Raw genomic sequence first — 12,436 nt, 5'->3', positions numbered from 1 at the left:
TACCTCCCATAAAATGTAATCGCTTTCTAAAACAGCAACCTCATTATAACAGATTTTTTTACGGAAGAATATAATCAGCTGACCATTTTTTGAAGTTTTCCATGAATTCCAGCAAATTTTCACGATCTTGTAAATCAGTCAGAGGATAGACAAAAGTCTCAGGGACTTGCGCAGCCTGCTTCTGTAAGACAAAGATAGATTTAGCATTATTAGGACTACCAAAAAGTTGATCTGGCAAGGTGATAACTGAAACAAGATTCGCATAGCCCTTTAGCCACTCCTTAAGCGGATCACTCTGGGGACTTGTCAAAAGATTAACCGGGGCTAAAAAAATAGCAAACCCAGTCTTCTTTAAATACTTCAAAGACTGTTCCATCAAAAGGTGATGAGCATAGGTATGTTCATGTTTAACTGCCACCTGATATCGGCTAGCAATGGCATCATCTGGATAGTAACCAACTGGTAAATCACTGATAATGATGTCGCTCTCCTTTAGGAGTTGCGGACGTACCGCATCCTCTTGAACAAAACCAATATCTGAACCAATAACATCCGCAATACTAGCTGATAAGTCAATCAACAAATCATCAACTTCCAAACCCATATAATCCAGCTGTTTACTGCTATTATTGATAAGAGTATGGGCAAGATTACCTGTTCCACTGCCGATTTCTAATAGGTCAAGCTTATCAGCAGATACTAAATTTTCCAATAAAAAGAGCAGGACAAAGCCGATCGTATCAGGTGTAAACTGATGATTAGCCTGCAGCGGTTCAGTCTGAGCTGCCTTGATAAAGATAAACTGATAGGCTCGACGCCATTCCTCAGCTGATAAATCTAACTGACGCAGTCTAGCGATATTAGCCAGTATAGTTTGGTCTTGACTGTCGCTATCACCACTTAAATAGATAGCATTATGCTCAATCAAAGCGTCATAAATATTAGTTTTCAACTGGTTTTCCAACAGTTGTACATTTTCTAAAATCAGCTCGTAGGCTGCCTCTATTTTCTCAAAATTCATAGTTCTATCATAACAAAATTAAGACAAAATGGAAAACCTAGAAACACGTGGCCGAAGATAAACAGCTGGTCTCCAGCTCTAATGCACAAGAATAGACTCAGCACTTCATACAAATTTTTATCTGGTCCGCCCTTTAATTGTTATCCAAACCACGAAAAGAGAGCCTGAGCTTCTTGAAATTCTAATCGCTAAATTTACAGTGCCAAACAAGATAGAACCTAATTGCTCTACCTCGCTACAGATTGTTTTCCATCTGTACTGCTGCTTGAATGACTGCTATCGCTTGACTTTCCCTTTTCTTCCAAACTCGAAGGTTTACTCTTATCCTCATTACTGGTATTTGAATCATCAGAACTTTTCCGAGGGAAATCATAAGTGTAGCGACCGCCATCAGACAGCTCAACCGTTACTCTAAGAAACTGATCACCTTGCTGGTAAATCGCTTTTCCTTGATTAAAAGAGTACTGGCCTGATGAGTCGGAGGCTTCTTTAGCGATCATTTGAGCCATCAAATAAGCCTGAGCATTACTTTCTAAGGCTTGATTTTGCCTTTGATTAGCGACCAAACGTTCCAGATAAAACTGTAGCAATAGGACAAAAATGGCAGCCATTAGTAAAGCATAGATGAGAACCCCTGCTTCAACCTGTTTCCTTAAATGCATAAACAAAGGTCCTTTCTAAGCCTGATTCAAATAAAACCCTGATTGTCACCGTTTGTCCAGACCGACTGATATGACTGCTTTTTAAACCATAGAGCATCGGCTGAAAACCGCGACCATCGGCATTTGTCTTGCGAAAATCATCAGAGCGGGACTTACCAAAAGCTAAAGATTGCTGGCCCTTGCTCACATAAAGCTTATTGCCGGAAACATCATCTAACTTAGTCGCAGATAATTCCGAACGCAGCTGTTGACAAAACAGCAGCCAATCTTCTTCGTCGTTTTTACTGATATAAGCAACATTGCTGGTCAAAACCTGCGTTAATCCCTGATATACCATAACACTGCCGGCAATAACCAAAAGAGCTACCAAACATTCCAGCAGGGTAAACGCTTTTGATTTAGTTTTTAGCCACATATAAAACCTCCTCATCACCCTCATAGACTCTTATAGCATGCGAATCTTGCTGCACACTGACCCTAACACCATTCAAAGTCATGCTGTCCTCGTCTGTTTGAACGGCCATTTGGGCAACATTAAGCACTTCCTGACGATGAAGGCTAGCAGCAAGTTCCTCACGATTACGATTAATCTCCCCTAACACTAGAGTCACGATGGTAACGAGAACTGCCAAGGCGATAAGACTTTCTAAAAGTATGTAAGCATTAATACTCTGTTTTTTTATAACGACCACTCCCTATATAAAGTTGATAAGTCACCGTCTCTTCACTGCTAGAGAAGCTCAGCTTTTCCAGAGAAGAGTTGCCCCCAGCAGGAGAAAACTCCAAGCTGTAGTTCTGGTTAGGATGAACACTAGCAGGAATTGCTAAACTGGATACTCCATTGGTTACCTTTCCATCAGAAATACTCAATGTCATCTCCCTTTGCTGGGCATTGCTGAGTTTCTGAGTGTCTTGATAGAGATGCTCAAAGGATAGAAAAAACAATTTTTCTTGAACATCCGTAAAGATGTGCTGCACGCCTCCTGTAAAGCTTAGTAGCAAAAAGCTTGTGATAAATAAAACAAGTAAACTTTCTAATAGTGTAAAAGCTTTAATTCGGTACGTTGCGATTTTCCTTATGTTTCTTGTAATAGTCATTATAAGAGTCCGCCTGTTTCTGTGTAATATCCCCTTCAGATACAAGTTTCGAGACGGTCGCATTATCTGCATGATTAAGTTCATACAGCTCCGCCTGACTTTCTACTACTTTGACAATAGCTGCTCCACCGGTATCTTTGACATTATCTTTTTGTTTGGCTAAGTTCGGGACAAACAGCAAAAGCAAAACACTAATAATAAGAAGAACCACTAACATTTCAATAAGAGTAAAGGCCTTAACTTTTTGGGAAACTAAACGTTTCCATAATGTTTTCATCATAATTGAACCTCCATGTTTTGATACATAGGTAGCAACATAGCTGCATAAATCATCACAATAACTAGAGCAACCAGAATAAAGACAAGGGGTTGAATCATTTGAGTTGCTCGGTTTACTCTGCCAAAAAAGGTCTCCCAGGTTTCTTGGGCATAAACTTCTAGCTCACTACCTAATTTAGATTTGACTTGACCGTATTCAATAATCAGACTGAGTTCAGGCAAAAAGAAAGGGTAGTCTAAGACTTTATTATGAAATTCTTGACCCGCCAGTAAGGCTACCTCCATATCGCGTCCAATCTCCTGAAAAAGCTGGGATTTTTGATCTTGCATTAACTGAACAATCTGGCTCATTTCCACCCCTTGACCGATAAGATTGCCCCATTCTCTGGCATAATAAGCCGTTAAATACAGTTGCAAAAACCGCCCTAAAAAGGGAAATCTTACCAACTTTGAATACCAGACAATCTTAATTGAACGCTTTTTCAGCCATAATATCACCAAAATTAGAAGGCTCACTGCCAAAACACTGCCTAGAAAAAACACGGGCAAGTTGTTAATAATGCTTGTTGCTAGGTTTCCTCCTTCTAATTGAGGTAGAAGATAATTACGCAGTCCCAACATAATCAATACCAAGAAGAGCAGCAAAATAACAGGATAAGTCGCAACCTCAATCAACTTTTTTCTAACGGTCATTAGATTGGCTAAATAGTTTTCGATTTTAATCAGACTACCTTGGGTATTGCCATGGATCTCAGCCAAGGAAAGTTGGGTAACCACATCATCTGAGAACCCTAAACCTGCCATCATCACAGCTAAATTTTCCCCAGACAGCATACTAGATCGCATCTGCTGAGTATAAGCGCTCGACAAAAGTTGACTGCGTTCCAGAAAGTCAACAATTTCTGTCAGAGTAAATCCAGACTCCAATAAATTGTTAAAAAGCTGAATGACTTTACGCTGACGGTTAATCTTTAATTTTTTCGGCTGCTGCCTGTTCTTCAGTGATATGTCCTGCTGCAAGAAGCTGGTCAATTTTACTATTCCAGCTTTCAGCCGAGTATGTTTGGAAATTTTCTGTGGCAAAATCAATCACCCCTCCTCCTCTAATCAAGCGCTGATAGGCAATACCTGCCAAGCTGTTATCTAGCTCTTGGGGAGCTACCCCAAGTTCCAAAAGTCTGGCATAAACACCGGGAATACTCTTTGCATGAACAGTCGAAAAAACCGTAATCCCTGTCAGGCTGGCTCGAATAACAGCCTGCGCTGTCTGGCTGTCGCGGATTTCACCGATGATGAGTACATCCGGACGGTGGCGTAAAGATAGCTTAATTAAATTATCATAAGTCATATCAATACTCGGGTTAAGCTGCAACTGAAGCATGTCCTCCTGTTTAATTTCCACCGGATCTTCAATGGTAATAATCTGCTTGTCAGCATATTTCTGAGCAACTAATTCATACATCAGCGTTGTCTTACCTGAACCGACAGGCCCCGAAAAAAGATAGAGCCCTCGACCTATAATTCGCGGTAACAACTCTTTTAGGCCATCGAACCAAAAATGTAGCTGACGACGTTGATCAAAAAGTAGACGAACCACCATACTTTCATGTCCCTGATAATCACCAACCGTCGATAAACGTAGAGCTGCCCTTTCTCCATCTATAAATTCGTAATCGCAAGATCCCAGTTGACTGCGTCGCTTTTCACCAACATTCATACCAGCGACAAATTTAAAATGACTCACTAAACCAGACATCGTTTCTGTTGGGTAAGTATCAATAAAGCGTCTTTCATCACCAACCCTCATGTAAACCTTATAAGTGTCTCCTCTGGGAATAATATAAATATCTTGAGCTTCCCATTCAACAGCCTGCTTAATCAGCTGCCGCCCTAAAATTTGAACCATAGCCCAACCTCCTCTTACCTATCTATTCGTAAAACAAAAAGAAAGTGAAAGAAACACTGATTGGACTAGACAATTGCACAGGGAGTGGGATTGACATGCTCCAGTGGCCTTGGGCAGTCTGGAGTTAGACTGCCAAAATCTGCCTCCTTAAAATCGGAATCGCCATTTCATGACGTTTTACCAATTGAGTCTCACTCTCATTGACTACGACGGAGACCAGCGGCACTATTTTGTGACTTTCTCCAGTTCTTAACGTGATAGTCTATTAAATAGGAATGCTAAGGGGCAATTTCCAAGTCCTCATAAGGATAAGTGACCAATCAGACTGCTGTTCTAAAACTAAATGCCTATAATATACTAGGATTTCTGGTCTATAGGGTTATGGACTTACTGCTGTTCCGATTTGTTATACAAAAATATAACAATTGCTAAATTTTATACTTTACCTTGATTTAATTTTTGATGTTTGTTAAACTTTAAATAAAGTAATTGCCTAATTTTAAAATTAGTCATTTTTAAAGGAGCAGCTATGAAAACGATTCTCTCTAACAAACTATACCTTACTATGCTTGCTAGTGATCTCCTATCCAACTTTGGAGATATCCTGTATTACCTAGCCCTGATGAACTACGTTCTCCTCTTGCCAGATGCCAAGTTTGCCCTCTCCCTCATAGGTCTGTCAGAGATTATTCCTATTTTTTCACAGCTAGTCTTGGGCTATGTAGCTGACCGCACGCCTAATAAGGTCAAAACCATCATTGCTACTCAGGTCTTCCGTGCGCTACTCTATCTGATCGTAGGCTTCAGCATGGCCTTCAGTCCAGCCCTTTGGATTGTGATGGTGGCCATTGTGGTCAACCTCTTTTCTGACTTAGCTGGACAATATGAAAATGGCCTCTATGCGCCAGTCAGCCTGCGCGTAGTATCAAATGAGGACCGCGAAGCAGCGATGGGCTTTAGTCAGGCCTTAAAGACCGCTTGCCAAATGGTCTTTAATGGGGCTGGTGCGGTGTTGATTTCCTTCATGCATCATAGTCAATTGGCCCTTGTTAATGCAGGCACCTTTGCTTTGACAGCGGTCATCATGCTCATGGTCCGTCCAAAACTCAATAAACTTCTTGCAGCTAATCCTATCCAAACGACTCATCAATCCCAAGAACAGGTCAACTTTATCAAAGATTTCAAGGCCTCCATTAAGTTGGTCATCGAGGAGATGTTTAAAATCCCTGAGGTTAAGGTGAATATGATTATCATACCTGCCATCAACGGTATAGCAGGTACCCTATCCTTGCTCTTGGTTTTGATGATGAACGATGATAAAAACTTTGTGATTTTTAATTCAGCAACTACCCTAGCAGCTGTTACTATTGCTCTAGCACTGGGTAGTATTCTAGGCAATATCCTTGTAATGTCAGTCTTTAAAGAGGTCAATTTGATGACTATTACCCGTCTAGCTACCATGCTTTTAGTTCCGTTGTACGTAGGCTTCTTACTTCATAATGCTTATCTTATGCTCTGTACCCTCTTTGCTGAAGGGATAGTATCTGGGGCAGTCAATCCCAAGTTTAATGCCATAATTTTCAACAGCCTGCCAGAGGATAAATTAGCCTTGATAACTAGCGGGATGAGCACCTATTTTATGGCAGGGATCGCCTTTTTCCAACTCTTAATGTCAGGACTTGTCCTAGTTCTCAGTGCTGATCAGATCTCCTGGCTCTTCCTCTTGCTTTCCTTAGGTCTTGTGGCTTATGCCTTAGGGATGAAAACTGGCCGCCTATCTCACTAACTCTTAAAAAAAGAAATTATAGTAGCAATTAGAAAGGACTTGGCAGATGAAACAATCGCACACATTCATTGAAGAATATGTCCAAATCAATGGCAGTAATCATTACCTTCTCCATTACAGATCTGAACCAGAGAATCCGGTCTTTATTTTTATCCTTGGGGGCCTGGGACTCCCAAAAAAGTCCCTTTGCCTATCATGAGGAGCGAAATTATACGATTGTCTACTACGACCAGAGGGGGGCAGGAAGGTCCCACCACAAGGATAGTAAGACCAAGATTAGCTTAGATTTGCTCAAAGCAGATCTAAAGGGGTTAATCGCCTATCTGAAGCGAGTCTACCAGAAGGATAAGATTGGCCTTATCGGACATTCCTTTGGTAGCATCTTAGGTAGCCTTTTTGTCCTAGATCATCCTCAGGATATCTTATGTTATATCGGTTGTGCCCAGTCTATCAATTTTGTAGAAGGAGAAAGGCTAATTCATGCTAAATTGAGGCAAAAGATTGAAAAATCTGGTAATCTTAGGGATAGAAAAAGACTAGAGAAAATCGGAGCTTATCCTAGCCTGCCTCTGGACGAAAAACAGATACTGAGGGTCAGGCAACTCAGCGGGAAATACAGCTCCTATTCAAGGAAAGCAAGTGACAATAGTTTTTTTGCCTTGCTTAAGCTGCTTTTCAAGTCACCTATTATTAAAGGCTTAGGCTTAAAAGACCTTTTGAGTTTTGTGACAGGCCTATTTTCTTCCACGACCAGAGACTTGATACGATCTCTGGAATACTTTGACCTATATCAGCTTGGGAGCACCTACCAGATGCCGATTTATTATGTTCTTGGTAATCAGGATTGGGACGCTACACCTTTTGAGTTAGCGGTGGCCTATTTTGAACAGACCAAGGCGCCTGATAAGAAACTTTACCTCTTGGATGCTGGACATTCGATGATGCATGACAATCCTGAGGGCTACAGACAGGCGATTTGTGAGATTGCCGAGTCTCTGAAAAAGTCCCAAGCCCCATTTTAATACCAGTCGCTTATCCTAGTTTGCGAGAAAACCTAGATGATGGCCGAGTTACTAGGACGTATGGTTGATTAAACTATCAGAAAGAAAGAGACTATGAACTACCAATACCACAAACACCGCAGTCTTATCATGGACCAATTGTATTTCCCTAGTTTATTGGACAGTGACATATTTAACCATTTGGAGGATTTGACAACTGCGCAAAAGGAGCAAGTCAAGGATGTCATGGCTTTGCTGATGCAGTTTCAGCAACTACTGGAACCGTTTGAAGGACGTATCAACCGTTATTTCGTGATGAAAGAAGTAATCCCCTTTTCGGACTACCTTTATCGTCACCTCTTGGAAGAAGGGCAGGACCCTCAGGATATAGCTGAGGCCCTTCTGGCCTTCCAAAACTTATCAGATGAAAGCATTCAGAAGCTCTTTCTGACCTTTCTGGAGGTCAAGGTAGAAGCGAACGCCTTGCCCCAAGATGCCCTTCTTGAGGTCTTGGAAAATAGGGAAATTTCGGATGAGGGGCGTTGGCGCTTGCTCTGGGCCTATCACCATCCTAGGGCTCTAATCGATGGTCTGGTTGCTCTTTACGAGGACATCATCCCCCTCTATCAACCCTTTCAGAAACAGTACGAGGAGGAGCGGGACCGATTTGCCCAAGACCTAGATCTAGAAAAACTCTTTGAGGGATCAGGTGTTATTGATTTTAAAGAGTCTCTTGAAAACCTCCAAAGAGAGACCTGTGAGATCTTTGTCATGTCACCTTGGCACATGTTTATTATCCTTACCTTTGATGAGCAAAAACCTGACAAACCGATATATTCTTACATTTATCCCAGAGTTGGCCTGCTTGTAGAAACTGAGCGGCACCTATCTGATGAGAATATGGCCTTGACCCTTAGAACTCTAGGGGACGAAAATCGCTATCGGGTTCTCCTAGAGTTGCTCAAGGGTGATTTGAAGAGTAAGGAAATTGCTGAGAAATTGGGTATCACCGCAGCTAATGTTTCCTTCCATACGCAAAAACTAATCAATACCCAGTTGCTCCTGATTAAAGCAGATAAAAAGGGAACAACCAAGTATAGACTTAACAAGGCGACGATGAAACTTCTTTTGGAACGCTTGAAGGAAGATTTTGGCCTCTAATTGTGAGAAACCAAATAAACCACCCGTCAAACGGGTGGTTTGAACAAGGGCCATAAGCCCAAAATACCAGCCAGCGCCTAAAGACGCTGGCTTTCACTTTGTTCAAGCCTCATTGCTCTTGACTCGTCACCAGCCTCTTAAAGAGGCATTCGTATTACTTGCCATTATCCCTAAAGGGATCTTCGCATTCTTTCACACTCAAGAATCAAGGGCTATGTCATGGTTTTTTTGTTCCTAAATATACTTCTTTATGGTGGCTTCATTAAGTCCAACTGTACTGACATCCTAGCCCTCTGCCCAAAAATGGCGATTCCCAAATTTATATTTGAGATTGGCGTGTTTGTCAAACATCATCAGAGAACTCTTACCTTTTAAATACCCCATGAAACTTGAAACGCTAATTCTAGGCGGAATACTGACTAACATATGAACATGATCAGGCATTAAATGCCCTTCAATAATCTCAACACCCTTATAGCGACATAATCGGTGAAATATCTCACCTAAACTGTTGCGATATTGATGATTACTTTTCGTCTATACTTGGGAATGAACACAATGTGGTATTACACATCCACTTTGTGTGCGATAAACTATGTGCCATATTTTTCTCTTTTCGCTTTACAATTGGCTCGAACACCTCTATTGTAACGCGTTTGGAGTTTTTTTGGTATAACCGTTGCGCACTCGCATAGCGGGTGGTTCCTCCCCATCCGCTACGCTATAAACACCTTGATATCACGTTTCTGTTTGCAGAGCCAGGATTTCGCTATTCCTTCCTTTCTCCGCTTCCTTACGATAGTTAGGCTTGGGAGTCGCTATGGGGTTCACCGATAGCGGGTGACCACGGAGGACTTACACCTCAGATGTGCGACATGCCCATCATACTCAAAAAGAGAAGACCAATCTGGGCTTCTCTAGATGTTCGTTATAAGTCGCCCACTACAGTTGACAAAGAGCCTATCGTTTCTATAAAGCAATCTTAACTGGACAACTAGGCGGAATAGGGTTATCATTACTGCGATTATATCCTGGGCGATACCAATCCTTGGGGATAGCTTCCCAATCCTTTAACAGAGCCAATGAATAATACTGCTGTAAAAATTCAGCACACTCTTCGCACCAGCGCTGATCCTGACTATTCCAAAAAGCTGTCATAACACTGCTTTTACTATTGAAACTAGGGTAGCGCTCGAAAAGTGCAAACCACTCTTGCTTATAACATTTGAGGGCATCGTAGTAACTGTCAAACTCTTGCACCTCAACAACATCATCTTTCCATCCTTCAAGGAACCACCAAGGCTCCATATCCCCGTACATTTTAATTATCTGATACATAGTCCTTTTCCTAACTTATCAAGTATTATATAGGAAAAATTTAATAATTTAAAAAATTTTGCTTGGAAATATCAAAATAATGTTTTAGAACAACTGCTCACCTCAGCATCTTCCTTCAAAAATTAAGATGTGAAGAAGAGATGAGAGAGGCCAACACTGCTACACAAGGGTTACTTTACCTGAGAGTGGAAAAGAAACGTGTTCTTTTTTTTCTGCCTCAGCCTATTTCTGATAAGCTTCTGCTTCTTCTTTTGTAGCATAAACAAAATGATTAGGCGTGATTTCATACATCTGACGCGGCTGTCCATCTTCTTTCGCACTAGGATTATAAACTTGCGGTACACGCATCCGTTCCTTTTCCGGATCAGGCTCAGGGATGGCTGACAAAAGAGACTGAGTATAAGGGTGGATAGGGTTATTGTAGACCTCATCAGCTGGACCAACCTCCAAAAGCTTGCCCCAGTGCATCACGCCGATACGATCAGAGATATACTTAACCATTGATAGATCGTGGGCAATGAAGAGATAGGTGAGACCGTGATCGTGCTGTAGAGTTTGCATAAGATTAACAACCTGCGCCTGAATGGAAACATCTAAAGCTGATATAGGCTCATCAGCTACAATAAACTTAGGATTAACGGCTATCCCAATCCGCTGACGCTGCCCACCAGAAAATTCATGCGGGTAGCGTGATAAGTGATCTTTACTCAGACCAACTAGTTCAATCAGCTCCTCTACCCTAGTCTGGCGCTCCTCTTTAGTAGTCGTTAGTCTATGTATATCAAGGCCTTCTGCAATAATATCGCGAATGGTCATCCGACTATTCAGACTGGCTTGGGGATCCTGAAAAATCATCTGAGTATCCTTACGAAAATCATGCAGTTCCTTTCCTCTTAGCGTGCTGACGGGCTGCCCCCTAAACGCAATAGTACCGCTGTCAATATCGTAAAGTTTAAGGATAGAGCGACCAATAGTCGTCTTTCCCGAGCCGGATTCTCCTACCAGACCAAAAACTTCGCCTTCATAAATATCAAAGCTGACATCATTGATAGCCTTGACTTGATTGGATTTACCCTTGTTAAAGATAAGAGAAACATTTTTGACTTCTACCAATTTTTTCATTTCTTGAGTCATTTTCGTCTCCCTTCTAAATCCTGCCAGTGTCTCCAACGCTTTTGAATAAATTCAGGCGGCGTAACCGATGGTGCCCTTTCATCCAAAAGCCAACTTGCAGCAAAATGCGTATCGGATACTTGAAACATGGGCGGCTCTACCTCATGATCGATATCAAGGGCGAAAACATTGCGCGAAGCAAAGGCATCCCCCTTGGGAGGATTAAGTAAATCAGGCGGAGTCCCCGGAATCGCTTGCAAACTGCCAGATTCTGTACCGATAGTTGGCATTGAACCCAATAATCCCCAAGTATAAGGGTGCTGCGGATGATAGAAGACCTCATCCACCGTGCCATACTCGACAATTTTACCAGCATACATCACAGCCACCCGATCGGCCATACCAGCTACAACCCCCAAATCATGGGTGATAAAGATGATAGAGCTTTGTGTTTGTTTCTGAATGTCCTTCATCAGATGCAGAATTTGTGCTTGAATGGTGACATCAAGAGCTGTTGTCGGTTCATCAGCAATGAGAATTTCAGGATTAGCAGCTAAGGCAATAGCAATGACTGCCCGCTGACGCATACCTCCAGACCACTGATGTGGATAATCATTGGCATGATCACGCGCATTCGGAATACCGACTTTCTCCATCAAATCGACTGCCTGCTCAAAGGCCTCATCATACTCTAAATCCTCATCATGAATTAGCCTAGGTTCAGCAATTTGCTTCCAAATTTTCATGGTAGGATCAAGGCTGGTCATAGGATCTTGGAAAATCATAGCAATATCATTACCACGGATGCCAACCCAATCTTTTTCACTTAAATCGTTGAGATTGACTCCCTTAAATTGAATGTCCCCACTAATTTCAGCATTTTTGGCAGATAAGCCCATAAGGGTACGAGTCGTTACAGATTTACCAGAACCGGATTCCCCCACAATCGCAAGAGTTTCCCCTTTATAAAGCTCAAAATTAACATCCCGAATAGCCTTAACATCCCCAGCATAGGTATGAAAATGAACATGGAGATTCTTCACGCTTAAAATTTTTTCTTTTGTCATGAGT

At 41.8% G+C, this 12,436-nt stretch carries 14 protein-coding genes and 1 pseudogene; 3 read left to right on the top strand and 12 right to left on the bottom strand.

The window, feature by feature from the left end; genetic code table 11:
* Window positions 1-58: 58 nt before the first annotated feature.
* The 8 genes from AC4HAO_RS04545 to comGA all read right to left on the bottom strand — a co-directional run bounded on the left by AC4HAO_RS04545 (window position 59) and on the right by comGA (window position 4,966).
* The gene (locus AC4HAO_RS04545; RefSeq protein WP_491134715.1) at window positions 59-1,021 is read right to left on the bottom strand and encodes a class I SAM-dependent methyltransferase; all 963 of its coding nucleotides are present in this window, start codon (window positions 1,019-1,021) and stop codon (window positions 59-61) included.
* Between the two features lie 227 nt (window positions 1,022-1,248).
* A complete protein-coding gene (gene comGG, locus AC4HAO_RS04540; RefSeq protein ID WP_447452512.1) occupies window positions 1,249-1,683 on the bottom strand; it encodes a competence type IV pilus minor pilin ComGG in 435 nt (144 codons plus the stop codon).
* Window positions 1,661-2,098, bottom strand: a complete 438-nt coding sequence (gene comGF, locus AC4HAO_RS04535; protein ID WP_491092731.1) for a competence type IV pilus minor pilin ComGF — start codon at window positions 2,096-2,098, stop codon at window positions 1,661-1,663. Before comGF ends, comGG begins: the two co-directional genes overlap by 23 nt.
* On the bottom strand, window positions 2,082-2,375 hold the full coding sequence (comGE, locus tag AC4HAO_RS04530) for a competence type IV pilus minor pilin ComGE (RefSeq protein WP_491092730.1): 294 nt from the start codon (window positions 2,373-2,375) through the stop codon (window positions 2,082-2,084). Before comGE ends, comGF begins: the two co-directional genes overlap by 17 nt.
* Window positions 2,347-2,781 (bottom strand): competence type IV pilus minor pilin ComGD, encoded by a 435-nt coding sequence (comGD, locus tag AC4HAO_RS04525; RefSeq protein WP_491092729.1) that lies wholly within the window; start codon window positions 2,779-2,781, stop codon window positions 2,347-2,349. The genes comGE and comGD overlap by 29 nt, the downstream gene beginning before the upstream one ends.
* Complete coding sequence (gene comGC, locus AC4HAO_RS04520) at window positions 2,735-3,061, bottom strand: competence type IV pilus major pilin ComGC (protein WP_491092728.1); 327 nt, start codon at window positions 3,059-3,061, stop codon at window positions 2,735-2,737. The genes comGD and comGC overlap by 47 nt, the downstream gene beginning before the upstream one ends.
* On the bottom strand, window positions 3,058-4,143 hold the full coding sequence (gene comGB, locus AC4HAO_RS04515; protein ID WP_491092727.1) for a competence type IV pilus assembly protein ComGB: 1,086 nt from the start codon (window positions 4,141-4,143) through the stop codon (window positions 3,058-3,060). The genes comGC and comGB overlap by 4 nt, the downstream gene beginning before the upstream one ends.
* A complete protein-coding gene (gene comGA / locus AC4HAO_RS04510) occupies window positions 4,025-4,966 on the bottom strand; it encodes a competence type IV pilus ATPase ComGA (protein ID WP_491092725.1) in 942 nt (313 codons plus the stop codon). Before comGA ends, comGB begins: the two co-directional genes overlap by 119 nt.
* Window positions 4,967-5,495: 529 nt before the next feature.
* Here comGA and AC4HAO_RS04505 point away from each other — a divergent pair.
* The 3 genes from AC4HAO_RS04505 (at window position 5,496) to AC4HAO_RS04495 (ending at window position 8,914) form a co-directional block, all read left to right on the top strand.
* The gene (locus AC4HAO_RS04505) at window positions 5,496-6,752 is read left to right on the top strand and encodes an MFS transporter (RefSeq protein WP_491134714.1); all 1,257 of its coding nucleotides are present in this window, start codon (window positions 5,496-5,498) and stop codon (window positions 6,750-6,752) included.
* Window positions 6,753-6,841: 89 nt separating this feature from the next.
* Complete coding sequence (locus AC4HAO_RS04500; protein WP_491092722.1) at window positions 6,842-7,774, top strand: alpha/beta fold hydrolase; 933 nt, start codon at window positions 6,842-6,844, stop codon at window positions 7,772-7,774.
* A 93-nt stretch (window positions 7,775-7,867) separates the two neighbouring features.
* Window positions 7,868-8,914, top strand: coding sequence for an ArsR/SmtB family transcription factor (locus AC4HAO_RS04495; RefSeq protein ID WP_491134713.1), 1,047 nt, complete (start codon window positions 7,868-7,870; stop codon window positions 8,912-8,914).
* Between the two features lie 154 nt (window positions 8,915-9,068).
* Here the strand turns inward: AC4HAO_RS04495 and tnpA are convergent.
* The 4 genes and pseudogenes from tnpA to AC4HAO_RS04475 form a co-directional block, all read right to left on the bottom strand.
* Window positions 9,069-9,518 (bottom strand): annotated as a pseudogene (gene tnpA / locus AC4HAO_RS04490) (IS200/IS605 family transposase).
* Between the two features lie 365 nt (window positions 9,519-9,883).
* Window positions 9,884-10,252 (bottom strand): DUF1033 family protein, encoded by a 369-nt coding sequence (locus tag AC4HAO_RS04485; RefSeq protein ID WP_491092720.1) that lies wholly within the window; start codon window positions 10,250-10,252, stop codon window positions 9,884-9,886.
* 222 nt (window positions 10,253-10,474) lie between these two features.
* Window positions 10,475-11,386, bottom strand: a complete 912-nt coding sequence (locus AC4HAO_RS04480; protein WP_491134712.1) for an ABC transporter ATP-binding protein — start codon at window positions 11,384-11,386, stop codon at window positions 10,475-10,477.
* Window positions 11,383-12,432 (bottom strand): ABC transporter ATP-binding protein, encoded by a 1,050-nt coding sequence (locus AC4HAO_RS04475; protein WP_491134711.1) that lies wholly within the window; start codon window positions 12,430-12,432, stop codon window positions 11,383-11,385. Before AC4HAO_RS04475 ends, AC4HAO_RS04480 begins: the two co-directional genes overlap by 4 nt.
* Window positions 12,433-12,436 lie beyond the last annotated feature (4 nt).

The organism is Streptococcus sp. ELY_137 (assembly GCF_058314515.1).
This window is presented reverse-complemented; position numbering and strand designations above follow the sequence as displayed.

Coding starts and splice junctions, on each gene's coding strand:
- AC4HAO_RS04545 (WP_491134715.1), bottom strand. CDS start 1,021: ATGAATTTTGAGAAAATAGAGGCAGCCTACGAGCTGATTTTAGAAAAT.
- comGG (WP_447452512.1), bottom strand. CDS start 1,683: ATGCATTTAAGGAAACAGGTTGAAGCAGGGGTTCTCATCTATGCTTTA.
- comGF (WP_491092731.1), bottom strand. CDS start 2,098: ATGTGGCTAAAAACTAAATCAAAAGCGTTTACCCTGCTGGAATGTTTG.
- comGD (WP_491092729.1), bottom strand. CDS start 2,781: ATGACTATTACAAGAAACATAAGGAAAATCGCAACGTACCGAATTAAA.
- comGC (WP_491092728.1), bottom strand. CDS start 3,061: ATGATGAAAACATTATGGAAACGTTTAGTTTCCCAAAAAGTTAAGGCC.
- comGA (WP_491092725.1), bottom strand. CDS start 4,966: ATGGTTCAAATTTTAGGGCGGCAGCTGATTAAGCAGGCTGTTGAATGG.
- AC4HAO_RS04505 (WP_491134714.1), top strand. CDS start 5,496: ATGAAAACGATTCTCTCTAACAAACTATACCTTACTATGCTTGCTAGT.
- AC4HAO_RS04500 (WP_491092722.1), top strand. CDS start 6,842: ATGGCAGTAATCATTACCTTCTCCATTACAGATCTGAACCAGAGAATC.
- AC4HAO_RS04495 (WP_491134713.1), top strand. CDS start 7,868: ATGAACTACCAATACCACAAACACCGCAGTCTTATCATGGACCAATTG.
- AC4HAO_RS04485 (WP_491092720.1), bottom strand. CDS start 10,252: ATGTATCAGATAATTAAAATGTACGGGGATATGGAGCCTTGGTGGTTC.
- AC4HAO_RS04480 (WP_491134712.1), bottom strand. CDS start 11,386: ATGACTCAAGAAATGAAAAAATTGGTAGAAGTCAAAAATGTTTCTCTT.
- AC4HAO_RS04475 (WP_491134711.1), bottom strand. CDS start 12,432: ATGACAAAAGAAAAAATTTTAAGCGTGAAGAATCTCCATGTTCATTTT.